The sequence below is a fragment of the Paractinoplanes ferrugineus genome, from assembly GCF_016862195.1.
In the GTDB taxonomy this organism is placed as follows: domain Bacteria; phylum Actinomycetota; class Actinomycetes; order Mycobacteriales; family Micromonosporaceae; genus Actinoplanes; species Actinoplanes ferrugineus.
The window spans coordinates 60,182-86,936 of sequence record NZ_BOMM01000067.1; the positions used below are offsets into that span (position 1 = coordinate 60,182).

Genomic DNA, 26,755 nt, shown 5'->3' on the forward strand with positions numbered 1-26,755 from the left:
ATCCGATGTTCTGACCTTCACGCGGCCACCGCGCAGGTGGGCAGAGTCCATGAACGGGGGAGTGACTATGCACTATGTCGCGACGAGCGCCGGCGCGGTGACCGACACACCGCGACCGCCCGGAGCCGGGATCGACTCCGCGTTCCGGACGATCTACGCCCGAGCCGCCGATCCGGAAGCCGCCATCCCGGGCGGCGGGTTGCCCGCGGCGATCCGTGCGGAGGTACGGGGCGGCGCCGAGGGCCTCGATCGGACTCTCGACGAACTGATCGAGGATGCGGCCGGCTGGTCGGCCGAGGCGGCACGACGATTTCAAGAGCTGGACCCGCCCGCCGATGACGAGGGCCACCGGCGGCTGATCCGGCGGGTGGTGCTGGACGGGGCTCCGCTCGGGCTGGCCGCCGGCGCCTGGTTGCAGTGGCTGACCAGCCCGGGTACCGCGGACGAGCCGCTGTTCCTGCGCATCCTGCGGCTCTACGCCTCGGACGTCGGCGCCGGTCATCCCGGCGCCGCCCGGGGCAGCGCCTACCTGGCGCTGCTGCGGCAACTGCGGGCGTCGGAAAACGCCGTGCCGACGGCGCGCCTGGCCGGCGACGCGCGCATCGGCGACACGGCGTTCCGCCTGCCGGCGATGCTGCTGCTGATGAGCCGGCGACCGGCCGAGTTCTGCCCCGAGCTCATCGGCGCGGACCTGTGCCTGCGGACCGTGGGGTTGCCGCCCCCGCTCACGCTGGTCCGGCCGCACACCCCGGCCGATTGGGCCGCGATCGACTACTCGCACGCCCGGGACGGGGGCGCCGCGCCGGCCGCGGAGTGCCGGGCCGTGGCCGAGGCCCTGGCGGGGGAGAGCGCGCCGGCGGCGACCGGTGTGCGGGCCGGCTTCGCCTGGACCCTGGCCGCGCTGCGCGAGCAGCACGAGACGTTGCTCGACCAGCTACGGGCGTCCTTCGACCCGGCGTACGACATGGCCGAGCTGATCCGGCTCCGGTCCCGGGAGGGCTCGGTCTATCACCACGACTTCATGGTCGAGGGGCGGCCGCTGGCGGGGTGGCTGGCCGAGTGCCGCGACGATCCACGGCCCTTCCTCGAGGTCCTCGCGCGGAGCAAGCTGGTCAGGCCCGGCCGCCCCCTGAGCAGCCCGCTGGTCAGCGGATTGGTCAGCGAGCGCGGCCCGATGTTCCGGATCTTCTCGCCCGACGACCTCGCGGTGATCAGCCGCTGGATCGAGACGCTCCCCGCCGGGGACGCGAACGCCGCTCGCACCCCGATCGCCGGGCCGCACCCGACGAACCCTCGCCGGCCGGGCGAGGTGCTGGCTCGGCTGGACCACGATGAGCCGCCCGGCCCGGAGCCGGCGAGCCTGCGTGAGGCCTACCACCTGCTGATGGGACGCACGCTCGGCCCGCGACTGCGCGACTGGTCCCTGCGGTACACGCAGGGGTGGCTGGCCCGGTCACGCCACCGCCTCGACGCGAGCGCGATGCCGCTACCCCGGCAGTGGGGGGCGGAGGGTCTGCGACCCTGGCTGCAGGTGCAGCACGACCGGCACAGCGGGGATTTCGAGTCGACCGCGGGCACGCCACTGCCCGCACGTACGGCGGTGATCGACGACGCCGTGCAGACGGCGCTGCTCACCCTCATCGACGGCAGCTGGCTGCAGGGCTTCACCGACTACGAGCTGGCCGCCTCCGAGATCGGGCATTCGCTGTTCGACACCTACTGGGACGAGCTCGGCAACGGCGAGCCGGTGCTCAACCACCCACTCATCTACCGCGCGGTCCTCAAGGAGATGGACGTCGACCTGCCACCCACGGCGTCGCGGGAGTTCGCGCAGTGGCCCGGCTTCCGCGCGGAGTCCTTCGAACTGCCCGTCTACTGGTTGTGCGTCGGACGCTTCCCGCGCACGTTCCTGCCCGAGGTACTCGGTCTCAACCTGGCCATGGAGCTGTCCGGCGTGGGCGGCGCCTACCGCCGTGCCGGTCAGGCCCTGCGCGAGTACGGCTTCAGCACCCGGTTCGTCGACATCCACAACACCATCGACAACGTCGCCACGGGGCATTCGGCGTGGGCCGCCGACGCCATCGACACGCTGATGGCGGGGCTGCCTGACTCGTCCGGGCCGGGAAGCCGAACCGAGGCCTGGGAACGGGTGCGGACCGGGTTCCGGTCGCTCAACCCGCCGGGCGGTCTGCTGGCCCGCCGGGCCGAACGCCGCGCTCGCCGGGGCCGGACCCGGTGGCAGCCGGCCGGCCCGGCCGCCGCACCGACGCGGGAGGACGCGGGTGTCTGAGCTGATCCTCGGCGTCTCGGCCTTCTACCACGACAGTGCGGCGGCGATCGTGCGCGACGGCGTTCCCGTCGCGGCAGCGCAGGAGGAACGCTTCAGCCGGGTGCGGCACGACTCGTCGTTCCCGGCCCGCGCGGTCGGTTACTGCCTCGACGAACTGGGCGTCTCGCTGCCCGACGTCTCCGCGATCGCCTACTACGAGGATCCCCGGCTCAAGTTCCGCCGGGTGCTCGCCACCCTGATCGGCGCCGCGCCGACCGGGTTCGCGTCCTTCCGCGAGACGATCCCGGGCTGGCTGGGCACCGGCGGCAAACTCGACGCGCTCGGCAACGTCCGGCGCGAGCTGGCGTCGCTGGGTCGCGGCCCGGTGCCCGGCATCGTCGCCCGCCGGCACCACGAGTCCCACGCGGCCTCGGCGTTCTTTCCCAGCCCGTACGACTCGGCCGCGGTGCTGTGCGTGGACGGTGTGGGGGAGTGGGCGACCACCACGCTGTGGCACGGCCGGGGCACCGAGCTGACGTCCCTGGCCGAGATCCGGTTCCCGCACTCGCTGGGCCTGCTCTACTCCGCGTTCACATACTTCTGCGGGTTCAAGGTCGACTCCGGTGAGTACAAGCTGATGGGGCTGGCCCCGTACGGCGAGCCGCGGTTCGCCGAGCTGATCCTCGAGCGGTTGATCGACGTCAAACCGGACGGCTCGTTCCGGCTGAACATGGGCTACTTCGCGTACCTGCGAGGGCAGGTCATGACCGGGCGGGCGTTCGAGAAGCTGTTCGGCGGTCCACGCCGGACCGCGGAGGGGCCGCTGACCCAGCGCGAGTTCGACCTCGCGGCGTCGGTCCAGAAGGTCACCGAGGAGGTCATGCTCCGCCTGGCCCGGACGGCTCGGGACCGCACCGGGGAGTCCGTCCTGTGCCTGGCCGGCGGCGTCGCCCTCAACTGCGTCGCCAACGGGAAGATCGTCGAGAGCGGGATCTTCGACGAGGTCTGGGTCCAGCCCGCGGCCGGTGATGCCGGCGGAGCGCTCGGTGCCGCGCTCGCGGTGGCGATGACAAACGGGGCGAGACGCGAGCACACCGGCCGCGGCCGCGACGCGATGTCCGGAGCGCTGCTGGGCCCGTCGTTCACCTCGGCCCAGATCGCCGCCTACCTGGACGGCCGGCAGATCCCGCACCAGCGGCTGGAGCCCGGCGACCTGCCCGGCGCCGTCGCGGCGGAGTTGGCCTCGGGCCGGATCGTCGGCTGGTTCCAGGACCGGATGGAGTTCGGTCCGCGGGCCCTGGGCGCCCGGTCCATCCTGGGCGACGCCCGCGACCCGTCGATGCGGTCCGCGATGAACTTGAAGATCAAGTTCAGGGAGTCCTTCCGCCCGTTCGCCCCCGCGGTGCTGGCCTCGGAGGTCAAGGACTACTTCGATCTGGGCCAGGAGAGCCCGTACATGCTGCTGGTGGCGCAGGTGGCGGCGGCCCGGCAGGTGCCGGTCACCGACACCGGCGCCACCGGCATCGACCTGTTGCGGGTACCGCGCTCGACGATTCCCGCGGTCACCCATGTGGACGGTTCGGCCCGGGTGCAGACGGTCACGGCCGACGGCAATCCGGGCTTTCACGCGCTGCTGACCGCGTTCCGGGAGCGGACCGGCTGCCCGGTCCTGGTCAACACCTCGTTCAACGTCCGCGGCGAGCCGATCGTGAACTCGCCGCACGACGCCTACACCTGCTTCATGCGCACGAACATCGACACGCTCGTCATGGGCGACTTCGTGCTCCACAAGAGTGAGCAGCCGCCCTGGTCCGAGGAGAGTGACTGGCGATCCGAGATTCCCCTGGACTGAGCGCCCACCGGACCCTGTCACCGTGAAGGACGCGAATCGATGGCAACCCTGCTTCTGGGAGTCGTCTACTTCCTGCTGGCCACACCGATCGGCTGGCTGAGTCGACTCCTGCATGACCCATTGTCCCGACGGCGCAGCCGCCGGACGGTCAGCTATTGGATCGTGCCGGCCGGTCGCGCCGATGCACCGGGAGAACGATCCCGGGCGACCCGGATCACCTCGTGAAGGAGACTCCTATGACACTGCCAAGCCTGAGCCTGCCCAAGCACATGGGACGCCTCTCCGGCAGTCTGTTGCACGACGCGATGGAGAACGGTGACGGCTTCGCGACCTTCGAGTGCGACGGCGAGGAGGCCCTGCTCGCCGCGGCCGAGGAGTACGGCGTCGTGCTGCCGCACCGCGACGCCGACGCCCGCGGCATCACCTATCTGCGGGACACCCCGGGGCTCGGCGTGGAGCGTGGGGTCGGCTTCACCCGGGAGACCCTTCTGCCGCACACCGACCGACCGGCCGCCAAGCAGCCACCGCGGGTGTTGCTGCTGTGGTGCCGCGGCACGAGCAGCGAGGGCGGCGAGGCGACCGTCCTGCGCGGCGCGGACGTGGCCGCCCGGCTGAACGAGATCGACCCCGAGGCGTTCCAGGCGTTCTGCGAGGACGACGCGGCGATCTTCCGGACCGGCGACGAGGAGATGGTGAGCCCCGTCTTCCGGATGCACGACGGAGTGGTGCAGGAGGTGCGGCTGCGCTTCGACCCGTACATCTATTTCGCGCCGAACGCCGCCCGCGCGCTGCCGGCGCTGGACCGGGCGTTCGCGGACACCGAGCTGGCGTTCGCGCTGGAGCCGGGCAAGGGGTACGCGTTGCGCAACGACCTCTGGTTCCACGGGCGCCGGTCGTACTCGGGCCGGCGGGAGATGCTGCGCATCATGGTCGGCGCGAAGTCCTCCGCGAGTTGATGGCGACGGCAGGAGAAAGGGGAAGACGTGGGCCTCGTCGTGAAGTTCGAAGCGCCCCGCACCGTGACCGTCGGCGAGGAGCCGGACGAGGAACTGAGCCCGTCCGGGGTACGGATCGCGACGCTGTTCTCCGGGATCTCCGCCGGTACGGAGATGTCGTACTACCGAGGCACCAACCCGTACCTCGGCAAGCAGTGGGATGCTGACCAGCGTCTGTTCCGGCCGGTGGGTGACGACGGGAGGGCGAGCACCCTGACGTACCCGATCGTCGGTAAGGGCCACGAAGAGGTCGGCGTGATCGTCGAGGTGGGCCCCGCGGCGCAGGGGGTCGCGGCGGGCGATGTCGTCTGGGGGAAGTGGGGACACCGTAGTTCGGTGGTCAAACCGGATGCGTACGCGCGGGTGCGCAAGCTGCCGGCGCAGAGCAACCCGCTGCTCGGCGTCTTCTCGCAGATCGGCGCCATCGCCCTCAACGTGGTGCTCGACGCCGATCTCCACGTCGGCGAGACGGCCGCCGTCTTCGGTCTCGGGGTGCCGGGTCAGATCGTGGCCCAGCTGGCACGCCTGAACGGCGCCGAGGTCATCGCCGTCGACCCGCACGACGACCGGCTGAAGACGGCCGTCTCGCTCGGCGCCCCGCACACGATCAACGCCGGTGACGGTGCGATCAGCGAGCGCGTCCGGGAACTCACCGGCGGGCGGGGAGCCGATGTCGCGCTCGAGGTGACCGGCTCGTACCAGGCCCTGCACGAGGCGATCCGGTCGGTCGCCTACAACTCCCGGGTCGTGGCGGCCGGGTTCTTCCAGGGCGGAGGCGGCGGACTCGCGCTCGGGGAGGAGTTTCACCACAACCGCGTCGACCTGCGGTGCTCACAGATCTCCGGGGTCGCTCCCGGGCTGAGTCACCGGTGGAACGACGAGCGGCTGCAGCGCACCGTGATGGGCCTCGCGGCCTCCGGCCGGCTCCAGCTCGAGCCTCTGGTCACCGACGTGCTGCCGGTGGAACGGGCCACGGAGGCGTTCGCCCGGCTCGACGACCCGTCGGAGCGTGGCCTGCAGATGGTGCTCCAATTCGAGGACGGTGGCCGATGCGCGGTGGGATGAGGCTGGGTGTGCAGGACCGATCGCTGGAGGGGCGGTCGTTGCAGGAGAAATGGCAGTTCGCGGCCGAGCTCGGCTTCGACGGCATCGAGCTGCGCGGTGGCCCCGAGTTCGCCGGCCGCGTCGACGAGCTCGAGCGCGCGCGCCGGGCGGGAGTGGTGATGCCCACGGTCTGCCTGGCGGACGACCACTTCATCGGTGACTTCGACGCCGACCGGCGAAGGATCGCCATCCGGACCATGAAGACGCTGCTCTCGGTGATCGTCGAGGCCGGCGGCTTCGGTGCGATCACGCCGGCCTCGTTCGGGATCTTCTCCAAGCGGTTGTCGCGGTCGGACCCGCCCCGCTCGGCCGCCGAGGACCGCAAGGTGCTCCTGGAGGGCTTGACGGAGCTGGGCGAGCACGCCCGGGCGGTGGGTGCCGTCCTTCTTCTCGAGCCGCTCAACCGCTACGAGGATTACATGGTCAACACGCTGGCGGAGGGGGCCTCGCTCATCGACGAGGTCGGGCTGCCCTCGGTGAAGCTGATGGCCGACACGTTCCACATGAACATCGAGGAGGTGGATCCCGCGGCGGCGCTGCGCCGGCACGCGGGTGTGCTCGCGCATGTCCAGGTCTCCGACACCAACCGACTTGAGCCGGGCGCCGGTCACTACGACTGGGCCGGAACCCTGGCGGCGCTCGAGGAAAGCGGTTACGAGGGGTGGCTGACGATCGAGTGCCGCGTGCTCAGCGGCCCTCCCGCCGTGGCTCTGGCCCCGGTGCCGGCCTTGCTGGGCCGTGGCTGACGATCCGCCCGGAGAATCGGGCGGCGCCGGCCCGGATAAACCGCGCCGGACTTTGCTTAGAATTTCGGCTAATTAACCGTGACGACAGCAGCAAATGGCCGGAGCGGCTGTTCCGGTCGCGAATCGGCCTTGTGAGGGCGCGGTTCGTGTGGTGGAATTGCAGTGGCAAAAATCAATTCTGTGTTCCGCGACGTCCGCCGTCGCACGGTGCGGAAAACTGCACGTAGGAACGTTATTCCGAAGTACGCGGGGGAGTTCGCAATGGTGAACGGTCGTCTTCGTAACAAGCTCGAAACTCTGGCATACCTGCGAGTAATGGGTGCTCATGACGGGCTTACGGCAACGCTCTCCGAGAATGCGGGATTTGACGCCATCTGGGCCGGTGGTCTCGGCATTTCGTCGTCTTTCCGGGTAGCCGACGCCGGTTTGCTCACCATGACCGAGTTCCTCAACGCCGCCATTCAGATGCGCGCGGCGTGCGACCTGCCCATCATTGCCGATGTCGACGCCGGTTTCGGCGACGTCAATGTCGTGCGCCGCATGGTGCAGCTCTACGAGGCGGCGGGAATCGATGCGATCTGCATCGAGGACAAGCAGTACCCGAAGCGCAACAGTTTCCGGGGCGGGAACGAGCTGGAGGACCCGGGTGTCTTCGCGCGCAAGATCGCGGTCGCCAAGGCAGCCCAGGGCGGCACCGAGTTCATGGTGATCGCGCGGCTGGAGTCGCTGATCGCCGGAGCCGGCATGGACGACGCGCTGTCGCGGGCCGAGCTCTACCACGAGGCCGGCGCGGACGCGCTGCTGATCCACAGCCGGGCGGCACACGCCGGGGAGATCAGGGGGTTCTGCGAGCGCTGGCAACAGACCGGTCGCGGCGCCCCGGTGTTCTGCGTGCCGACCACGTACGCCGACGTCACCGCCCGGGAACTGAGCGCGATGGGCATCAGCGGCATCATCTATGCGAACCAGGCGATCCGGGCGTCCACCAAGGCCGTGACCGAGACGCTGGCCTCCATCGCCAAGCACGACTCGAGTGCCGAGGTGGAGTCGTCGATGACCACCCTCGGTGAGCTCTTCGAGCTGGTCGGGATGAACGACGTGCTCGGTGACACGCCCTGGGAGGGCGTGCCGCAGCTGACCGGCGAACGCTGAGCCGGTCACGGCCGGAAGCGCCGGGCACTTGGCCCGGTGCTCAGACCAGACCTGCGCGGTGGAAAGCGTCAAGCGTCTTCGGGTCGTCCAGTGCGCCGACGTCACCCAGGTAACGGACCGTCGCGCCGGCGGCGGCGGCGATGTCGCGGGTGACGCTCTCGGCCGGGTAGCTGTCGTGCATCACCTCGGCCACCTCGTCGTCGGTGAGCCCGAGCTCGAACAGTGCGTAGCTCACCGCCCGGTAGTCCGGCTCCAGGAAGATCCGGATCAGGTCCGGGAAGACCGGGCCGAGCTCGCGGCGCTGTGCGGTCGACAGCGCCGTCCAGAACTCGCCCAGCAGGCAGTGGAAGTAGGCGTGGTGACGGCCCTCGTCCTCGGCGTGGTCGGCGACCACGCTTCGCACGACGCGGGGCAGGCGCGGGTCTTTGGGCAGATCCGAGAGGATGGCCGAAATGAGCGTTTCACTCACCACGCTGAAAGCGATGGACGCGCTTCCGCGAATCTCCCCGTCGAGATCGTGTCGCACTTTCGCCAAGCGGTCGATGAATTGCGGCCGGGCCGGCAATGCTATCGGGACACCGGTGTGTTCGGAGACCTGCTCCATGAGGTCGTTCGAGAATTGTGCGTGCCATGCCTCGTCGGTGGTGATGCAGAACGCGTCCCGCAGCATGCGAACGGGTAGGTGCAGGCCGGACCGGCCGAGGCTGATGTCGATGGTCACCGGGATCACCGCGGTGGCCTCGAGCTCGGTGGTGAAGTGCAGATACTGGAACAACCGGGAGGTGAGAATCCGCTTCGGTGCGGCCGGCCCTCGGGCGACGACCAGAGGATGCCCGGCCGCCGGCACGAGCTCCGGCGGGAAATAGGTGTCCGACGGCTCGTCCGCGGCCATTTCCCGGCGCGGCTTGACGCGTACGCCGGCGCGCTTTTCCCATCTTTCGAATGCGCTCCGATAAACGGGAACCACGCGATGCGCTGACATCGTCATGCCGTGCACGATACCCGGCGTGCGGATATCGGACACTGTTTCGGTGTTCTCCGAAAGGTAGCTGGAATTCCTATTCGCTCGGGCGCCGAGCGCTTCGGTGAACCGTCGGCGGAAGTCCGGGAGTCCGGTGGCCGGACTCGTCCGCACACCTCACGCGGCGTCCTCCAGATGGTGAAGCCGCCGCACCCGGCTGCTCCCCAGGGCCAGGGGCGCCGCCGCCGCGGCCACCGCCGCCGCGGCCAGACCGGCGCGGGGCTCCCACAGCTGCGCCAAGGTGCCGGCCACCAGAGATCCGATCGGGATGGCGCTCCAGGAGACGAAACGAACCGAGGCCATGACGCGGGGGAGTATCTCCGGCGGAGAGACGGTCTGCCGATGCGTACGGGTCAGCACCGACAGCATCACGACCCCCGCCGCGAAGCCGGTCACGCCGATACCGAAGGAGATCAGCGCGAACCGGCCGGAGGCCAACGGCATGAAGAGTGAGAGCAATGCTCCGCCGAGGACGGCGACGAGCACCATCCGCCCACTGCCGAATCGCCGGCTGAGGGGCGCGACCGCGGCGGCGCCCACCACCGTGCCCACGCCGTCCAGCGCGAACATCAGACCCACTTGTCCCGGCCCCAGGCCGAGCGAACGAACGAGAAACGGGGACATGACGGCGAACACCGCGCCGGCGGCGAAGTTGACCGCGGTGGCGGCGATGACCGACGGGCGGATCACCGGATGGCCGAACACGAAACGTAGCCCCTCGCCGATCTGCCGGGAGAGCGAGACCCGCTCGGCCGGCGGCGGAGTGCTGGGCAGCGCATCGGTCCGGCCGAGGATCACAGCGGAAACGAGGTAACTGACCGCATCGGTCAAGATGCCGGCCGCTGCGCCGGCGGTCTGCACGAGCAGGCCGCCCAACGCCGGCCCCACCGTCTGAGTGGTCGCGAAGGTGCCGGAGATCAGGCCGTTGCGGGCGACCAGCTGCTCGCGGGGCACGATGCGCGGCATCGCGGTGGAGTTCGCCACGTCGAAGAGGCTTCCGGCCAGACCGACCACCAGCGCGACCACCAGCAGTTGAGCGAGGCTGAGCAGGTCAAGCCAGACGGCGACGGGGATCGTCAGCATGGCCGCCGCCTGCACCAGGTTCGTGACGACCTGAAGACCCCGGAGCGGATATCGCTGCACGATGACACCCGCGGGCAGTCCGATCACCACGATCGCCGCGTAGCCGGCGGCGGTCAGCAACCCCATCTCGAAGTTCGACGGGTTGAGGGTGCTCAGCGCGACCAGGGGCAGAGCCACGGTGCTGATGCCGGTTCCCGTCGTGCTGATCGCGGAGGCCGTCCAGAACTTCCAGAACGTGCGTGAATCGGTACCGTGCTTCGCGGTTTCCGCCAACGTGACTCCTTACCTTGACACCACAGTGGATCTCGATCACGCTACTACAAGACGTAATTTTATATCGGTAAATGTGGCTTAGTTCCTTTTATCGCGGTCGACAAGTCGGTCGGAGGCAGTGCCCGCCGTATGGGTAATGATAATTTCTGGACTTTTCTATTTGACTCACGTTTTAAGGTCGGGTAGCGGTTTTGTCCCTCAGCGGGGGGATAGGTATGAAGCGGCCACTTGGTCACTCTGTGATGTAGACGCTCAAATCTACTCAAGGAGGATCAAGTTGGGGCGGTTCCGCGGCGAGGTGCATGACTGTTTCATCGCTTGGGCGGATGGCTTGTTCGAGCTGGTCGACGGGCTGTCGCAGCCTGTCGCGGTTGATGGTGTCGCGCATCTCACTGTGCCCAGGACGGCGAGGATCTTGCTGGTAGGCAGCACTGACGATGGTGGGGGCGTCGGCGGTGAACTGGGACCGCTCCGTCGAACGGGGGACTCACAGCGGGGAAGTTCAAATGGCCGTTGACATCCGGCAGCTTTCTCCACTGCATCGCTGAGACGCATGCCGTCCGTGCCAGCCGAGAAAGACGTCCACGCGGTGACCGGATCGGAAGCCCGGCACCGTGGCTCGAAGGAATCGCACCACCATCCGAGGTGCTTGGCGAACCACCCGCTCGAGGATCGCCGCGAACCGATCGTTGCGGAAGGTGATGGGCGGTTCGCCGGTTCGGCTCACGGGCATGCGCATGGCCGTGCATGGGGCCGACGGGTGCCGATGTGGGTCAGAGGTGCTCGCCTTCTCCGCGAGCGTTGCGCCACAGCTGCTCGAACTTATCCGTGCTGGTCTCCCACCGCGCCAGGTCAGGATCGTAGAGATCATGCGGTGGGTTGAACGACCGGCCGGCATGGTCTCGGCATCCATGTCGACCTCGTCCAGCTCGCCATCTGCAAACCGCGCCCCCAGAGGCGTATCAGCGCACCGCGGTGTCGTCCCCGGCGGCCGACCACTTGCTCGCGGAGGGCGGGGAGGCGGCCGGAAGACTGACCTGAAGCAGCGCGCCACCGCGGGCGGAGCGGGCGACGCCGGTCCGGCCGCCGTGGGCGTCGACGACCCGCCGCACGATCGACAGTCCGAGACCGGATCCCGGCAACGCCCGGGCGCTGTCGGCACGGTAGAACCGGTCGAACACCCGCGGTACGTCGGCGGCGTCGATACCCGGGCCGGCGTCGTCGACCTCGAGCAACGCCCACGCGCCCTCGGTCAGGAGCCGGACCTGGACCGGCTGGTCCGCGGGGGACCACTTGCCGGCGTTGTCGATGAGGTTGAGCACAGCCCGCTGCAGCGCGGCGGGCCGCCCACTCACCCACACGGAGCTCACGTCGAGCATGACCTCAATGTCGGGCATGCGCGAACGCGCCCGGGTCGCGGCGGCCACCACCACGTCGGCGAGGTCGATAAGCTCGGTGCTCTCGTCGCTGACATCGCCGCGGGCCACCTCGGTCAACTCGGTGGCGAGGGTGCTCAGCTCGGCCAGCTGGGCGCCGAGATCATGGAGCAGCCGGCTACGGCTCGCCGCCGGCAGCGCGCTTTCCAGGGTGCCGCGCCGATCGAGCCGGATCAGCAGCTCGACGTTGAGGCGCAGGCTGGTGAGCGGCGTCTTGAGCTCGTGCGCTGCGTCCTCGGCGAGCAGCCGCTGGGACTGCCGGGAGTCCCGCAGCGCGGTGAGCATGTCGTTGATCGACTGAGTCAGCCGCCGGATCTCCCCGCCGCCCTCGTCCGGGATGTCGGCGTCGAGATTCCGGGTCTGCGCGACATGTACCGCGGCGGCGGTCAGCCGGTCGATCGGTGCCAGCCCGGTCCGGGCCACGGTCCGCCCGACCAGGGCGCCCCCGGCCACGCAGAACAGCCCGATCAACAGCATCCCGAACCCGAACTCGTTGATCGGGCTGTCGTCGGCAAGGTCGGCCACCTGAACCGCGCCGTCACCCACCCGCAGCGTGTAGACGCGGTAGCCGTCGTTCCAGTCGGTCGACTCCAGCAGGTCGGGAGCGGCGCCTTGCACCACGCGCCGGGCGTCCTCACTGACCGGGGGCAGCGCCGGCTGGCCTACTGGCGTCCGGGTCGAACCGCCGGGCAGGATGACCCGCACCAGCCTGCCGGTTCCGGGGTACGGCGGCAGCGGAACCTGCGCCAGTCCGGCGCGATCCGCGTTGGCTGCCAGGACGCGGGAGTCGGCGTGCAGCTGAGCCTCGGCGGTGGCCCGTAGCTTGCGGTCCATCAGCTCGCTGGCGACCTGGAAGGACACGAATACGCTGACCGCGATGGCGGTCGCCGCGATCACCGTCATTCTGGTCCGCAAGGACTGCCGGCGCCACCACCGGATCCACCGACGCGGCTTCCGGCCCCCGGACCTGGTCACGGAGGTGTCTCCCGCAACGTGTATCCCAGTCCACGCAGCGTATAGATCAATCGGGGTTCATCCTCGGCCTCCATCTTGCGGCGCAGATAGCTCACGTACACCTGGAGGTTGTTGGCGGTGGTGCTCATGTCGAAACCCCAGATCGCCTCGAACAGCGCGTCGCGACCCAGCACCCGGGTCGCGTTGCGCACCAGGACCTCCAGGAGGGAGAACTCGGTCCGGGTCAGGCGCAGCGGGCGCCCGCCACGCCACGCCTCGAACCGGTCGGGATCGAGCCGTACGTCGGCGAACGACAGGACCGGCGACTCCCCGCCGGCCGGCGCGCGCCGGCGCAGCAGGGCCCGCACCCGGGCCAGCAACTCCTCGGTGGCGAACGGCTTGGGCAGATAGTCGTCCGCGCCAGCGTCCAGCCCCGCGACCCGGTCGGCGACCTGATCTCGGGCGGTCAGCATCAACACCGGCAGATCCCGGCCCGCCGCCCGCAACCGCCGGCAGGTCTCCAACCCGCCGAGACGGGGCATCATCACGTCCAGGATCAGCAGATCCAGCGTGTCACCGCCGGCCCCGGCGACCCCGTCGAGTACGGCGAGACCGTTGGCGACGGTGCTGGTGTCATACCCCTCGACCTGGAGCACGCGCTCCAGCGACTCACGGATGGCCGCCTCATCATCCGCAATCATGATCCGCACGCCGGCCCACCCCTCTAACCGATGCCTTCGGCGCTGATCCTCCCTGATCAACCTGAGGTCAGTATTAAAGACACTGCCGCTTGATCGACCGGTAGTTGGATCTGCGCGCGGCCCGGCCGTGGGCACCGGCTGCTCGTCTGACGCCGTATGAGTGCTTGCGCGCCGGCCTACTACGTCTGTCACGGACTGAGGAAGACCCGCGCCGGGCACGGGAGAAGATCCGGGACGGGCCGGCTACCCGTCCTGGATCCAGTCCGTGCCGCAGCGTTCACCGTTGCAGTGCGGGCTCCTGGTCGGCGGCGAGCGATTGCCGCCCGGGCGGCGGCGTCTCCGCAGCCGGCCGGGACAGCCGGCTGGGCCACCAGATCCGGCGACCGATCAGCAGGGTGAGGGCGGGTACCAGGACCGACCGCACCAGCAGGGCGTCGAGCAGCACCCCGAAGGCGACCAGGAATCCGAGCTCGACCAGCATCACCAGCGGAAGTGAGACGAGGACCGCGAACGTGGCCGCCAGGACCAGGCCGGCCGAGGTGATGACGCCGCCGGTGGCGGAGAGTGCCTTGAGGATGCCGTCTCTGGTGCCGAGGCGCACGGTCTCTTCCCGGGCCCGGTGGGTCAGGAAGATGTTGTAGTCGACGCCGAGCGCCACCAGGAACATGAAGGCCAGCAGAGGTACCGAGTAGTCGATGCCCTTGAACCCGAGGACCGTGTCGAAGATGAACACGCCGCCGCCGAAGGCTGCGCCGAAGGAGACGATCACGGTGGCCATCAGCATCAGCGGGGCCACGATTGCGCGCAGCAGCAGCCCGAGGATGATCAGGACGACGGCGAGTACCAGCGGGATCACCACCTTCTGATCGCGCCTGGTGGTCACGTCGGTGTCGAGGTGCTCTGCGCTGGGCCCGCCGACGATCGCTTCCGCCCCGTCCACCGTGTGCACGGCGGTGCGCACCCGCCTGATCGTGTCGTACTCCGCGGTGGTGTCCGGCGCGTCCTTCGGGAACACCGAGATGTCGACCCAGCCCTCCTTGGTCTCACCCGTTTCGACCTGTGCCACGCCGGGGGTGTGCTTGACGACGTCGAGAACCTGCTTCTGGTACGCCGCCCGGGTGAAGACCGTCATCGGCTGACCCCCGAGCTCCGGGAAGTGCTCGCGCAGAACGGTGAAGCCGGCGACCGATTCCGGCGTGGACAGGAACTGGTCCTGCTCCCGCAGGGTGCTGGTGTTGCCAGTCAGCCCGACGGTGAGCACGCCGAGGATTCCCAGCGAAGCGAGCGTCGCCATCCACCGGCGGCGGCTGATGGCGGCACCGAGGCGTCCCCACAGCCCTGGCTTCTGCTGCATGGCCGTGCCGAACCGTGGGATGGCCGGCCAGAAGATCCGCCGGCCGAGCACCACGAGCACGGCCGGGAACAGGGTCAGCATGGCCACCAGGGCGCACAGGATGCCGGCCGCACCGATCGGGCCCAGCCCACGGGTTTCGTTCAGGTCCGCGGCGAGCAGGCAAAGCAGGCCGGCGATGACCGTGGCCGCAGATGCGACGATGGCCGGCGCCGCGCCGCGGAGTGCGTGGAGCATCGCGACTCGGACGTTCTGGTGCTGGTGCAGTGCCTCCCGATATCGGGCGATGAGCAACAGCGCATAGTCCGTGCCGACGCCGAACACCAGAATCGTCAGCAGCGCCGAGTTCTGGCTGTTGATCACGAGGCCGAAGCCCTCGACGAGCAGGTAGACGGTCGCCATCGAGGTCAGCGCGGCCACGCCCACCGCCATCAGCGGGATGAACCACAACACCGGGCTGCGGTAGGTGAGGATGAGCAGGATGGTGACGACGATGACGGTGGTCAGGAAGACCTGCACGTCGATGCCGTCGAAGACAGCGTCCATATCGGCGTCGATCCCGGCCGGGCCGGTCACGTCGAGGTCCAGGCCGGCCGGGCGGTCCTTCGCGGTGTCGCGCATCGGGCCGATGAGGACCGCCGGTTCGCCGTAGCTCGCGCTCACGTTGAGGGTGAACATCATCGCCTTGCCGTCGTTGGAGATCTGCGTCGGCGGGCCCTCGTCGTTCTCGATGGCCGGCGGTGTCACCTTCGGCGGGTACCGCGTGGCCATGGTCTTGTAGTGATGCTCGGCCGCCGCACGGTCGTCGGCGGTGACACCGCCGGCCCGGTGATACACGAAGACGAACGTGTTTTCCTCACCACCGGGAAGCTTGTCCGCCAGTGCCGCCACCTTGGTGGAGTCGGCGCTGGCGGGCAGGGCGTCCACGGCCCTGTCTTTGGTCACCGAGCTCAGCTTTCCGCTCAGCGGCACCATGACCGCCGCCAGCGCCACCCACAAGCCGATCACCAGCCACGGTACCCACCGGCTCGCCAACCGGCCGGGCGGCGTTTCCCTGGTCGGCGCTACATTGACTGCCATCTTTCCTCCTACGCCAGCGTTACATCGCTTGTCCGACGCCGAGTTCGTACCGAGCGAATCTGAGACGAGCATTAATGTGCTGATCAGACCGGTTGACAGCGGTTGGGTCGGATGAGGAATACGACGACTCGACCGGTCCGTCCGGGTGGTGACGGTGTTCACCCGTGCGGTGTACGAGGGCGCAGCCGCGTGGTCGACCAGGCTCGACAGGAGCGCCGTGACTGTTCGTCGTTGGCATCCAGGGGCGGCCGAGCACTGACGTCCACGGCCAGGGCAAGCCGCCCGCGCCGCGGTAGCGGAGGCATGCGGCGGGGCGCCTGGCTCGGGCGACCGCCCTGAGCATTTCTAACGTCCGTCTCAGATTCGCTCGGTACGAATTCGGCGTCGGACAGAACACACCGGAAGAGGGACTGACATGAACTCCATGGGACGCCGTAGCTTCCTGGCCGCAGCCACGGCACTCGGTATCGGCGCCGGCGTGTCCACGCATGCCATCGCCTCGGCAGCGAGCGACGACAAGACTCCTGAAAAGGATCCGGACCGGAACGCGGACATCTACCAGCGAGACCGGGACCTGCGCTTCATCGGCGCGGAGGAGACATTTTCAACTCCCGAGTTGTTGAAGCTGAACTCCATTAATGCGGACCATATCGCGTTCCTTACGGAGATCGGTCTTGCGGATCTAGGACGACGCCGCATCGACGACATGGACACCGGGGGGCTCGACGTTCAAATCCTCTCGGCCCATACGCCGTCCGTACAAAATGTTCCTGGGAAGAAGGGCGTCGACTTTGCCTATCGTCTCAACCGGCTACTTGTAGAAGGGCCGATCGCCAAACATCCGGGCCGTTTCAAGGCTTTCGCCACCCTGCCCTTGCAGAGCCCGGAGGCGGCGGCGGACGAACTGGAACGCTCGGTCAAGGAAGATGGCTTCTTGGGCGCACTGACCAACGGACACATCACGAAGAAGTATCTCGATCATCCCGATTTCGAGCCGGTGTTGGCACGTGCCGTTGCTCTCGATGTGCCGATCTACCTGCACCCCGGCTATCCAGCCGGCGAGATCTTCAAGATCCTGTACGACACCACGCGGTCGCAGTACGCGAAAGAGTTCCAACCCTACATCTTCAGTGGATCCGGATATGGCTGGCACCAGGAGGTGCTGACCCAGTGCATTCGGATGATCACGTACGGGGTATTCGACAGATTCCCCAAACTGAAAATCATCATCGGCCATATGGGCGAAGGTCTTCCCTTCTACTACGAGCGGATCGTCAATGACATGGGCGAGCCGACCGAAAGCTCGCTCAAGAAGCCCTTCGCGCAGTACTTCCAGGACAACTTCTGGATCACCACCAGCGCATTCCCCCAGACCCATCTACTCACTCTCCTGCTGAAGCACATAAGCGTGGATCGAGTGATGTTCGCAACCGACTACCCGTTCGCGGACATCAAGGAGCAGACCGACTGGTTCCGCGGAGTCGATCTGCCACGCGAGGACAAGGAAAAGATTGCGTTCCGTAACGCGGAGAAACTGTTCAAAATGAAACTACCCGGGAAGTGACGCGCCGGCGCCGGCAGCGACGCCAACTCTTCTGTGATCCCCAGCGCGCCGACCCGCTCGGTCATCGACAGCCGGTGCGCGAGGGCTCGAGCCGGGCGATCACGCTCGCGGCCGCGGCGCCCTCGGCGACGACTACGGCCGCCGCCGCACGTTCCTGACCCTCACCATTGCTCGCGGCAGGGTCGCTGGGCGGCGCGGCGCTCGTTGCTCGCCGCCTCGGCCTGATCGGTAACGCCTTCCCCGACCGCCCGAGCGCTCTCGGACCACCAGGACCTGGGCGCCGCACTCGGGAGTCGCGGTCGGCCTGTTCCCGGCACTTGCCCTGCTGCTGGCTCCCGGGCTGTCCGCGCTGTTCGCCGCGCTGTCAAAGGCCGCGCCGGCTGGACCACCGCGCCGGGCCTGGATCAGTTGTCAAGGAACTGGTCAAGCGTGGTCAGCAGGAGGGGAATGTCGACCGGTTTGGTGAGGAGGGCATCTGCTCCGGCGTCGAGTAGACGCTGAGACGTATTCCGGGTCGCGTCGGCGGTGAGGATGACTATCGGAATCTGCCGGGTCCCCGATTCGGTGCGCAGGCGGCGCATCACCTCTTCGCCGGCGATATCGGGTAAGTGCAGGTCGAGCAGGATCAGGTCGGGCAGTTCGGCGTAGGCCTGCCGGAGTGCGGTGGTACCGAGGCCGGCGGGGGTCAGGGTGATCGACGGCCGTTGGCGGAGGGCTTGCTCGACCAGGATCACGTTGTCGGTGACGTCCTCGACGTACAGGACCTGTCTTGTTTCCCGGTATTCGCGTTTCACCGGTGGCCGCGGGTCGGCGGCGGCGGGGTCCTGGACTCCGGCCGTGTCCGTGGCGGCGGGCAAGGAAACCGTGAAGCTGCTGCCGGTACCAGGCGTACTGGTGGCCATGATGGTGCCGTTCATGACTTCGACGAGATGGCGCGAGAGAGCCAGCCCGAGGCCGGTGCCTTCGATGCCCTGCTTCTGAGCGTCGAGGCGTTCGAACGGGTTGAACAGCTTCCGCAATCCGTCGGGAGTGATGCCTCGCCCGGTGTCGGTGACGGTCAGTCGGACCGATCCACCAGGTGTGCTGCTCAGGTCGACGGTCACGGTACCGCCGGGCCGGTTGTACTTGACCGCATTGGACAGCAGGTTCGTCAACACCTGCCGCAACCGGTTGGGATCAGCGGTGACCCGGGTCTGGTCGGATCCGGGCGGCAGGCGCATGGTCACGTCGTGGTCCTGGGCGAGGGTACGGACGAGGTCGGCTGAGTCGCCCAGGATGGAAACCACCGGCACGTTCTGCGTCGATACGGTGAGGTGGCCGGATTCGATGCGGGAGATGTCGAGGATGTCGTCGAGGAGGGCGAGCAGGTGCCGGCCTGCTTTGAGGATCATCACGACCCAGTCGTGGTACGGCTGATCCAGATTTTGGATGGTGAGAAGGTGGGCGAAGCCGAGCACGGAGTTCATCGGTGTGCGCAGTTCGTGGCTCGCGCGCGACAGGAACTCGGTCTTGGCGTTGTCGGCGTCACGCAGCGCTTGGTTGGAGGCTTGCAGCTCTTGCGTCCGGCGCACCAGCTCGGCGTGCAGCAGGTCCACCGAGGGTGCGCCGGGTGCGGCAACCGGGGATTGCGGAGCCTCAGGTGGTGTTTTGACGAAGTCGGTGACGTCCTCGGCGCGGTGCAGGATGTAGATGATCTGGCCGGACGGGTCGAACACCGGCACGTTGCGGGGAGACCAGTACCGGGTCTCGAATTCGGGTTGACCGTGGTCGTTCGGACGCCGGACGTCGTAGCGTTGCACGGCCATGGTGTCCGGGCTCCGGTGTCGTAGGACCCGTTCCAGCGACGCGCGCAGGTTCGCGACGCCAGTGGCCTGCGGGTCTTCGGGATTGTCGGGAAACACGTCGAAAATCAGGCGGCCGATGGCTTGCGCCCGGGTGGTCAAGGTGGCGTCGAGGTAGGCGTTGGTGGCCTCGACGATGTTCAGGTCGGGATCGAGCACGAGCATCAGGGTCGGCGACTGCCGGAAGAGTGTTGGGTACTCGTGAATGGCGACGAGAGGCCCGCCAGCGTGATCGTTCACGACTACGCCGCAGCGCCGGTGGGGACCAGTTGGTCGAGCGCGGCGTAGAGGTCGGCCCGGGTGAACGGCTTGGTCAGCATCGGGTACGGAGCCAGGCTTCGTCGGTCGCCGGCCATGGGGTCCGCGTAGCCCGACATGTAGAGGACACGGATCTGTGGCCGGGCGGCGGTGAGCCGATCCGCTAGTTCATTGCCAAGCATGGTCGGCATGACCACGTCGGTCAGCAGACAGTCGATGCGATGCGGGTGAGCGTCCGCAACGGCGAGCGCCTCCGGACCACTGCTCGCGGAAAGGACCGAGTAGCCGTCATGTTGGAGCATGCGGACGATCACGGTCAACAGGGCGGCATCGTCGTCGACGACGAGGATGGTACGGGTGCCCGTAGGGGTCGGTGCGGGTGCGGCCGGGCCCGCTGACGGCTCCGGTGCGCCGACGGGGAAATAGGCGTGTACGGAGGTCCCCCGCTCCGGCCCGGACTCGATGCTGATGCCGCCACCTATCTGCCTTACCGCCCCCAGAGCGGTGAACAGGCCGAGTCCGGAGTGGCCGACTTTGGTGGTGAAGAACGGATCTATCGCGTGAACGAGTACGTCATCGGGCATACCTGCACCATCGTCGGTGACGGTCAGCCGCACATAGCGGCCGGCATCGAGGTCGAGGGGGACACGGAGCCCTCGTTCGGTCACCTCGTCCGAGACCGTCACCACCTCGCTGACGACCAAGATCGTGCCGCCGCCTGGCATGTTGTCCACGGAGTTGGCGACCGTTTGGGTCAGGACCTGGTCGATCGCTTCGGCGGTCGCCTGGGCGTCAGGCAGATCGCTGCCGAGGTCCCAACACAGGGCGACGCTGTCGGGAAGCCCGACGGCGAGCGAAAGTCCTTTGTCGCGGACGATGGCGTTGACGCCGACGGGGGGCGACGTCGAGACGATGCGACTGCCGAACCTCAACATGGCGCCGGCCAAGTTGCGCGCCCGCTTGGCGGCTGCCGTCAAACGGCTCAGGTCGTCGAGTAGTTGTGGACCCGTCGGGGCGGTCAGGATCACGGTGTCCTCGACGACGGTTTCTTGCAGGAACTCCGCGTAGGACAACACGGTGGCAAGGGCGTTGTTGAACTCGTGAGCAATGCCTGAGGCCATTCGTCGCAGACTTTCCAGCCGGTCGCGCTCGGCCCGGTTCTGAATATCTCGACGCTGCTCGTCCTGCTCCTTCTCGACCGCTGCCATGGCCCCGGAGATGTCGCTGACGGTAATGATTGTTCCCGCATAGTTGCCGTTTCCCTCACCGATGGTCTGGAAGTGGGCGACCAGCCATCGGTCGGAGCCGGAAAGTTGCCATGGGGCCGACGTCGACGGCGTCGAACTGGTTCCGGTGCGTGTTCGCTCAAGTGCGGCTACGCGATCCGGCGGGTTCAGGCAGGCGGTCCAGCCCTCCCCGCGAAGCTCCTCCGTCGACAGTCCGGTGATCTCGGTCATGACCTGATTGGCGTACAACGTCCTTCCCCATTCGTCGGTCAGCACGATCCCGACGGGCGCAGCATCAGCCACTCGCTGAAGTTGTTCCTCGGTAAGACGCAGGCGATGGGTGGTCGCGACAAGTTTGTCGGCCACCATCTTCAAGTGCTCAGCCGGGAAATGATGCGCATCCCCGGGGACGGCTGCCGCGGCGGGCAAGGACGACAACAAGGTATCCACGGCGGCGAACAGCTTTTCCGGCTCGGCCGGCTTCGACATAACTACGTTCGCACCGCAGGACTGCGAAATGCTGAGCATCTCCGCTTCGCTGTAGTTCGCACTAAGGATGATCACGGGAACTCCAGGGCATTGCGATTTCTGACGTATTTCCTGGGTCAGCTGGTACCCGTCCAGGCCGGGCATGAGTGCATCAGTGATAACTAGATCCGGGTGTTCGACATCAATCTCGGCCAGTGCCTGCTGGCCGTCTGCTGCGGCGACGATACGGTACTCCCCGTGACTTTCGAGCAGCAGTCGTAAGACGTCTCGGTTAGCCGGCTCGTCGTCCACGATCATCAACGTCGGTATCATCGATCTGCCCATCAATCAAATGTCCCGCACGGCGGTGGCGCGGCGGCCGTGCCGGCGTCCGGCGCGGTGGCGGGGGCCGCTGCAGCCTGGTATAAGGCATTGTTGCTCCAGCGCCGAAATTTGAGGCTTGATCCGGAGAATTGACTACCGCATTTCGGTCGGCGAGCGCCGCCGGGAAATCATCTAACATTTCGCGACGCGAAATATCTGGCTTTTCATATTTTTTCGGGTTTTTCAAAAGACCCCCTCGACGGGACCTTGGCCTCTACCGGCATCCTCACGGGCGTGGTCAGCCGCGCTCCCAGCGGCGTCTCACCCATCCATAGGGGAGCGCGCAGGTAGAGAGATTCGGGCGACCTGGACGATCAGTGCCTGTGTCGGGCGGCGAGTCGGCAGCCCGCGATATCGAAAAGGTCGAACATATAATTTGGATGTTTGGGCTGCGCCCAGCACGGCCGGGCACCGATAGTGAGTTGAAAGTTTTTGCAAATTCGTGACACGCGTTGACAGTGTGGCAGCTGTGACGAGTGTCTGCTGCGGTGCCAGATGTTCTTTGGTTTCAAGGAGTCAGGACATGAGCGAAATGGTTGGTAACGCCTGTGCGATAAGGCAGAACTTTCGGGGTGAGCGGTACCAACGGCCCGCTGCACCGCCCGTATCGTGGTCGATTTGATGTTCACGACGCACCGGCCGGTCGGCGATATGACGGTCACGTCGCCAAGGTCGTGGACCGGCGGCGAGGTCGTCGAGGGTGTTCCCGCCGCCATAGCCCTGACCAGTGTCCAGGCCAACATTTTCATCGCCGATCGGGGCTTGAACCTGGTCTACGCGAACCCGATGGCATTGCAGACGATCACCACCATGGCGGCCGAGATACAAAGAGTTTTCGGTGTCTCCACCGCGGACCTGCTCGGCGGCAGCATCCACCGCTTTCACCGCGACCCGGCCCGGATCGAACGGATCCTGCAGGACCCGTCGGCTCTTCCCCGCCATGCGCAGTTCACTTTCGGGAGGGTCACCCTTGACACACACATCAACCGGATCGCCGACCCGAACGGCGAGGTGGTCGGCTACGTGGTCGCCTGGCAGGACATCTCCGACAAGGTCGCCGCGCAGAAACAGGCCGATGTCCTCCTCCGCAGGCTGAGCGAAGCCGTCGACAAGAACCGCGAGGTGAACAGTCTCATCGGGTCGGTTGCCACCGCCATGGAACAGATGTCGGCGACGATTGACGACATAGCCCGCAACGGTAACCAGGCCGGCGCCGTGGTTGCCGACGCGGCTACCGTCGTCGAGGCGGCCGGGGCAACGATGAACAGTCTTGGCGTCGCGTCAGAACAGATCAGCGACGTCGTGACCACCATCTCCCGGATCGCTCGCCAGACAAATCTTCTCGCGCTCAACGCGACGATCGAGGCCGCTCGCGCCGGTGAAGCCGGCAAGGGGTTCGCCGTGGTCGCGGGCGAGGTCAAGGATTTGTCCAGTGCCACGCAGCAGGCGACCGAACGGATCGGCGAAATGATTGAGAATATCCAGAACCTGAGCCAGACCGCAGCCCAGGACATGAACAGAATTGCTGAGATCGTGCACTCCGCTCATGAAAGCCAAAGCGCGGTGGCCACGGCGGTCGAGGAACAGACAATCACCAATCAGAGCATCAGCCGTGACCTGAGCGCCGCCGCGCACCATGCCGATGCCGTCACCAGCGATCTCGCCACCTTCTTGGAGTCAGCTGCGCACTGAGGCCCCGTATCACCACTACCGCGGGCCGTGTCCCACGGTAGGAGCGTGCGGCTCCGAATTTTCCTGCGAAGAATGCATGCTGCGAAAGAGACTCTCCATGGTTAGCGCACCGCGCCTGCACCGGCACGGCACTCATGGCGAGGTAAACGAGTCTGAACTTTGGTTGATGCAGGTGAGTTGCCGAGACAGGAGGCGGTCATGTTCCGATCCGCAAGGGCGATCCGGGCCGCAGAACCGGCGCCGGTGGCGGTGCCGCGGGATGTCGAGGCGCTGGAGGCGCTTGTCGAGAGTTTGACGGCCGCCGCCGACGAGGGATCGGCGTTGCAGATCACCGTCGATTGCATGATCCGGGAGTACGAGCTCGGCTACGGCGCCGCGTGGACACCCGACGAGCGAGGCAGTTTGCATCTCGTCTACGAGTCGGGAGATGCCATCGAGCATCTACGGGCGACCACCCCGGATCTGGTTATCCGGGTCCTGCAGAGTGGCCGGGCGGAATACGTCAACATCGGCGGCGGTACCACCGGTGCGCCCGACCGGCGGTGCCAGGCCGCAGCCCAGGCGGGCATGCGTGGCGTGATCGTGACGCCGGTGGTGCGAGGCCGCACTGTCGTTTCGGTGTTCGAATACTTCAGCCGCCGGCCGGTGGAGGCGGATGCGGGCCGCCGGGAGAAGTGGGCAGCGATCGCCCGGATCGCGGATCTGGCGCGGTCCAACGCTGTCGCTGTGGCGGAACTGGCAATGACCGCTCGCGATCGGGCTGCTGTCAACGAGGTGGTCCGCAAGATCGGTGAGAGTAGTGATTCGGAATCAGCGTTGCGGGCGGCCTTGGAGTCGGTGCGGACCGCATTCGGCTGGGCGTACGGATCATATTGGGAGATCGACGAGGACGGTGACGTTCTCACCTTCCGCGTCGAGTCCGGTTCGGCTGGTGAGGAATTTCGGCAGGTGACTCTGTCAGCGCGCTTCGCGCGTGGTGTCGGGCTGTCCGGCCGGGCATGGCGCGCCGACGACCTGGTCTTCGTCCGTGATCTGGCTGAGCTCACCGATTGCGTACGTGCCCCCGCCGCCGGCCGAGCCGGGGTGCGGTCGGGGGTCTGTTTCCCGATCCATGTCGCAGGTCGTGTCATCGGCACGATGGATTTCTTCACCACCGAGTATCTGATCCTGTCCGAGGAACGGGCAGCTGCCCTGCGAAATGTCGGTCAGTTGGTCTCCCAGCGCATCAGCCAGGTACGCGCGGCTGAAGCTGTGACACGCAAGTCCCGGGCTCTGCTCGAGACCGTGGCGCAACTGCGTGCGTCGAGTGAGACGGCTATGCAAGTGGCGGGCGAGGCTGTCGCTCAGGCGGATACGATGACCGCCGGCGTTGGGGCGCTCGGTCAGGCGTCGGCGTCGATCGGCGATGTACTCAAGATCATTTCAGCGATCGCTGATCAGACGAATCTCCTCGCTCTCAACGCCACCATCGAGGCGGCGCGGGCCGGCGAGGTCGGCCGGGGATTCGCGGTGGTGGCCAGCGAGGTCAAGGAACTGGCCCGGGAAACCGCGGATGCGACCATGCGAGTCAATGACCAGGTCCTCAGCCTGCAGTCGAACGCCGCAGCCGTCGCCGACGGAATCGCCACCACAAGTCAGATCATCGGCAAGATCGACCTGGTGCAGAACGAAATCAACACCGTGCTGGAACAGCAGGCCCACATGGCCCGATCCCTGGCCGACGACATCGGCTGACCCGGAGGACGGCACGGCGCGTCAGCCGTCAGAAGATCTACGGTTGAGGCCGATTGATAAACCCTGGCTGGTATACATCCGGGCTGCTTGCAAACTGATTTCTTCAATTATTTTGATTGCTTGTGCGAATAAGCAAAGATTGACGATGACGCCTGTTTAAGCCATCAGCAATTGTCAGACCCTTCGCCGCAAGACGCGCGTTCCGGAAACATCATCCCAGTGATGCAGATGGGCAATGAGCCTTTCCGAGTAACGGTCGTTGACGCCGGGTAGCCGGTTTTCGTCAGGTGGTGCGGCCGTGCTCGATGTGCAGGATCACGAGGGCTGCTGCGGTGATCCGGCCGATGTTCCGGGGGCAGAGACTGACGTTACGCAGGGCCTTGAAGGTGGTCTTGAGCAGCGAGTTCCCGCGTTCACCGAGAGCGCGGACGGCGTTGTGGGCTCGGTTGAACTGCTGCTGCACGTCGGTGCAGGTCGCGTTCTTCGGTTTCTTGAAGGCCACGGTGATCGTGGCTTGCTCGCCTTCGTAGCCCAGATCGCCGAGTACCCGCAGGTCGTCGCCGGTCCAATCGGCCAGCAGCGGCAGATCTCGCCCTGTTCACGCAGGGCGGTGGTGTCGTGCTCGCGGCCGGGGCGCACCGGCGAGGTCCACAGCGGCCAGCCGTGCGGGGCCGTGATGACCTGCACGTTCCCGCCGTGGTTGTCACGCTTGCCCGACCACCACAAATCCACCCGGGTGTCGGTCCGGGGGTACGGCACCGGTCAGTCTCGATCAAGGTTCCGTCGATGTTGACGTGGGCGTAGCCGGCCATCTTCGCCGCCAGCAGCACCGAGTGCAGATTCGGGGCGTGGCCGGCGAGCACGGTGATTCCCTCGTGCAGGTAGGCGTACCCGGTCGAGATGCTGAGCGCGTTGTCGACGGCCAACTGGGTGACCTTGGTGCCGTCCAGCAGCCAGCGCAGCACCAGGATCGCCTGTTTGAAGCATCCCAGCGACCTCGTACCGGCTCTGGTCCCCAGCTGTCGCCGTTCGCAGTGCAACAGACCGGACAGGAACAACACGGTGTGGTCGCGCACGGGCAGGGTGGCGGTATATGTGACACTCATGGCGGCGCAGGGCCCCTACTGAAGTTGATCTGTGGAAGGACCACTTCATACCGGGGTTCTGCGCTTTTCGTTGCACCGCATCAGATCTGGGTGTGTCCACACTCGACCGGCGGTGTCCGCCACCTACAGTGTTCGGGCTGTTACCCGGAAAGCCTCACTATGTGCACGAGGCCGGGAAAAGTGTTACGCGAGTTCCCGTTTCGGGCCTACAAGAAGGCGTTAACGGAGTCGCCGCCGGCACCCCCGTCCGAGTCCTCCGACCCATCGAAACTCTTGAAAGTACGACATCGGCTCGTAATCTAACCGCAATCAGTGTTACCGGCGTGAGCCGGAGCTCGCCGTCGGTCCCGGTGCTGCGAGCGGTCGCCGACGCCATGCGTGAGCAGGGCCCGACGGCGACACGCAACCACCGCGGCAGTCAGCCGTAGACATCGATGATCCTCGTTGACATGAGACGTATGATCT

17 protein-coding genes and 1 pseudogene are annotated in these 26,755 nt (G+C 67.1%); 10 read left to right on the plus strand and 8 right to left on the minus strand.

The window, feature by feature from the left end; all coding sequences use genetic code 11:
- Positions 1-67 precede the first annotated feature (67 nt).
- The 7 genes from Afe05nite_RS36330 (at position 68) to Afe05nite_RS36360 (ending at position 8,118) form a co-directional block, all read left to right on the plus strand.
- On the plus strand, positions 68-2,290 hold the full coding sequence (locus Afe05nite_RS36330) for an iron-containing redox enzyme family protein (protein ID WP_203821840.1): 2,223 nt from the start codon (positions 68-70) through the stop codon (positions 2,288-2,290).
- Entirely contained in the window at positions 2,283-4,121 is a 1,839-nt protein-coding gene (locus Afe05nite_RS36335; RefSeq protein ID WP_203821841.1) for a carbamoyltransferase family protein, read from the plus strand. Before Afe05nite_RS36330 ends, Afe05nite_RS36335 begins: the two co-directional genes overlap by 8 nt.
- 39 nt (positions 4,122-4,160) lie before the next feature.
- The gene (locus Afe05nite_RS36340; protein WP_203821842.1) at positions 4,161-4,346 is read left to right on the plus strand and encodes a hypothetical protein; all 186 of its coding nucleotides are present in this window, start codon (positions 4,161-4,163) and stop codon (positions 4,344-4,346) included.
- A gap of 11 nt (positions 4,347-4,357) precedes the next feature.
- The gene (locus Afe05nite_RS36345; protein WP_203821843.1) at positions 4,358-5,077 is read left to right on the plus strand and encodes a TauD/TfdA family dioxygenase; all 720 of its coding nucleotides are present in this window, start codon (positions 4,358-4,360) and stop codon (positions 5,075-5,077) included.
- 27 nt (positions 5,078-5,104) lie between these two features.
- Positions 5,105-6,181, plus strand: coding sequence for a zinc-binding dehydrogenase (locus tag Afe05nite_RS36350; RefSeq protein ID WP_203821844.1), 1,077 nt, complete (start codon positions 5,105-5,107; stop codon positions 6,179-6,181).
- Between the two features lie 8 nt (positions 6,182-6,189).
- A complete protein-coding gene (locus Afe05nite_RS36355; protein ID WP_239118459.1) occupies positions 6,190-6,966 on the plus strand; it encodes a sugar phosphate isomerase/epimerase family protein in 777 nt (258 codons plus the stop codon).
- Positions 6,967-7,146: 180 nt separating this feature from the next.
- Positions 7,147-8,118 carry an isocitrate lyase/phosphoenolpyruvate mutase family protein gene (locus Afe05nite_RS36360; RefSeq protein ID WP_203821845.1) on the plus strand — a complete coding sequence of 324 codons (972 nt, stop codon included), beginning with the start codon at positions 7,147-7,149 and terminating at the stop codon, positions 8,116-8,118.
- Positions 8,119-8,158: 40 nt separating this feature from the next.
- Here the strand turns inward: Afe05nite_RS36360 and Afe05nite_RS36365 are convergent, their stop codons facing one another.
- From Afe05nite_RS36365 to Afe05nite_RS36385, 5 genes are all read right to left on the minus strand, one after another.
- On the minus strand, positions 8,159-9,106 hold the full coding sequence (locus Afe05nite_RS36365; RefSeq protein ID WP_203821846.1) for a diiron oxygenase: 948 nt from the start codon (positions 9,104-9,106) through the stop codon (positions 8,159-8,161).
- Between the two features lie 150 nt (positions 9,107-9,256).
- Positions 9,257-10,495, minus strand: a complete 1,239-nt coding sequence (locus Afe05nite_RS36370; RefSeq protein ID WP_203821847.1) for an MFS transporter — start codon at positions 10,493-10,495, stop codon at positions 9,257-9,259.
- A gap of 962 nt (positions 10,496-11,457) precedes the next feature.
- A complete protein-coding gene (locus Afe05nite_RS36375) occupies positions 11,458-12,834 on the minus strand; it encodes a HAMP domain-containing sensor histidine kinase (protein ID WP_239118460.1) in 1,377 nt (458 codons plus the stop codon).
- Between the two features lie 68 nt (positions 12,835-12,902).
- Positions 12,903-13,586, minus strand: coding sequence for a response regulator transcription factor (locus Afe05nite_RS36380; RefSeq protein WP_203821881.1), 684 nt, complete (start codon positions 13,584-13,586; stop codon positions 12,903-12,905).
- Between the two features lie 277 nt (positions 13,587-13,863).
- Complete coding sequence (locus tag Afe05nite_RS36385) at positions 13,864-16,017, minus strand: MMPL family transporter (RefSeq protein ID WP_203821849.1); 2,154 nt, start codon at positions 16,015-16,017, stop codon at positions 13,864-13,866.
- Positions 16,018-16,432: 415 nt separating this feature from the next.
- Between Afe05nite_RS36385 and Afe05nite_RS36390 the strand changes: the two genes are divergently transcribed.
- On the plus strand, positions 16,433-17,581 hold the full coding sequence (locus tag Afe05nite_RS36390; RefSeq protein WP_203821850.1) for an amidohydrolase family protein: 1,149 nt from the start codon (positions 16,433-16,435) through the stop codon (positions 17,579-17,581).
- Positions 17,582-17,985: 404 nt separating this feature from the next.
- Here Afe05nite_RS36390 and Afe05nite_RS36395 read toward each other — a convergent pair whose 3' ends face one another.
- Both Afe05nite_RS36395 and Afe05nite_RS36400 read right to left on the minus strand, forming a co-directional pair.
- A complete protein-coding gene (locus Afe05nite_RS36395) occupies positions 17,986-19,662 on the minus strand; it encodes a PAS domain-containing sensor histidine kinase (protein ID WP_275407538.1) in 1,677 nt (558 codons plus the stop codon).
- A gap of 2 nt (positions 19,663-19,664) precedes the next feature.
- The gene (locus Afe05nite_RS36400; protein WP_203821852.1) at positions 19,665-21,692 is read right to left on the minus strand and encodes an ATP-binding response regulator; all 2,028 of its coding nucleotides are present in this window, start codon (positions 21,690-21,692) and stop codon (positions 19,665-19,667) included.
- Positions 21,693-22,379: 687 nt separating this feature from the next.
- On the opposite strand from Afe05nite_RS36400, the gene Afe05nite_RS44735 reads away from it, so the two are divergent.
- Both Afe05nite_RS44735 and Afe05nite_RS44740 read left to right on the plus strand, forming a co-directional pair.
- A complete protein-coding gene (locus tag Afe05nite_RS44735; protein WP_203821853.1) occupies positions 22,380-23,450 on the plus strand; it encodes a methyl-accepting chemotaxis protein in 1,071 nt (356 codons plus the stop codon).
- 198 nt (positions 23,451-23,648) lie between these two features.
- Positions 23,649-25,184: a methyl-accepting chemotaxis protein gene (locus tag Afe05nite_RS44740; RefSeq protein WP_203821854.1), complete on the plus strand. Its 1,536-nt coding sequence runs from the start codon at positions 23,649-23,651 to the stop codon at positions 25,182-25,184.
- A 283-nt stretch (positions 25,185-25,467) separates the two neighbouring features.
- Here the strand turns inward: Afe05nite_RS44740 and Afe05nite_RS36415 are convergent.
- A pseudogene (locus Afe05nite_RS36415) lies at positions 25,468-26,290 on the minus strand (transposase family protein).
- Positions 26,291-26,755: the final 465 nt, after the last annotated feature.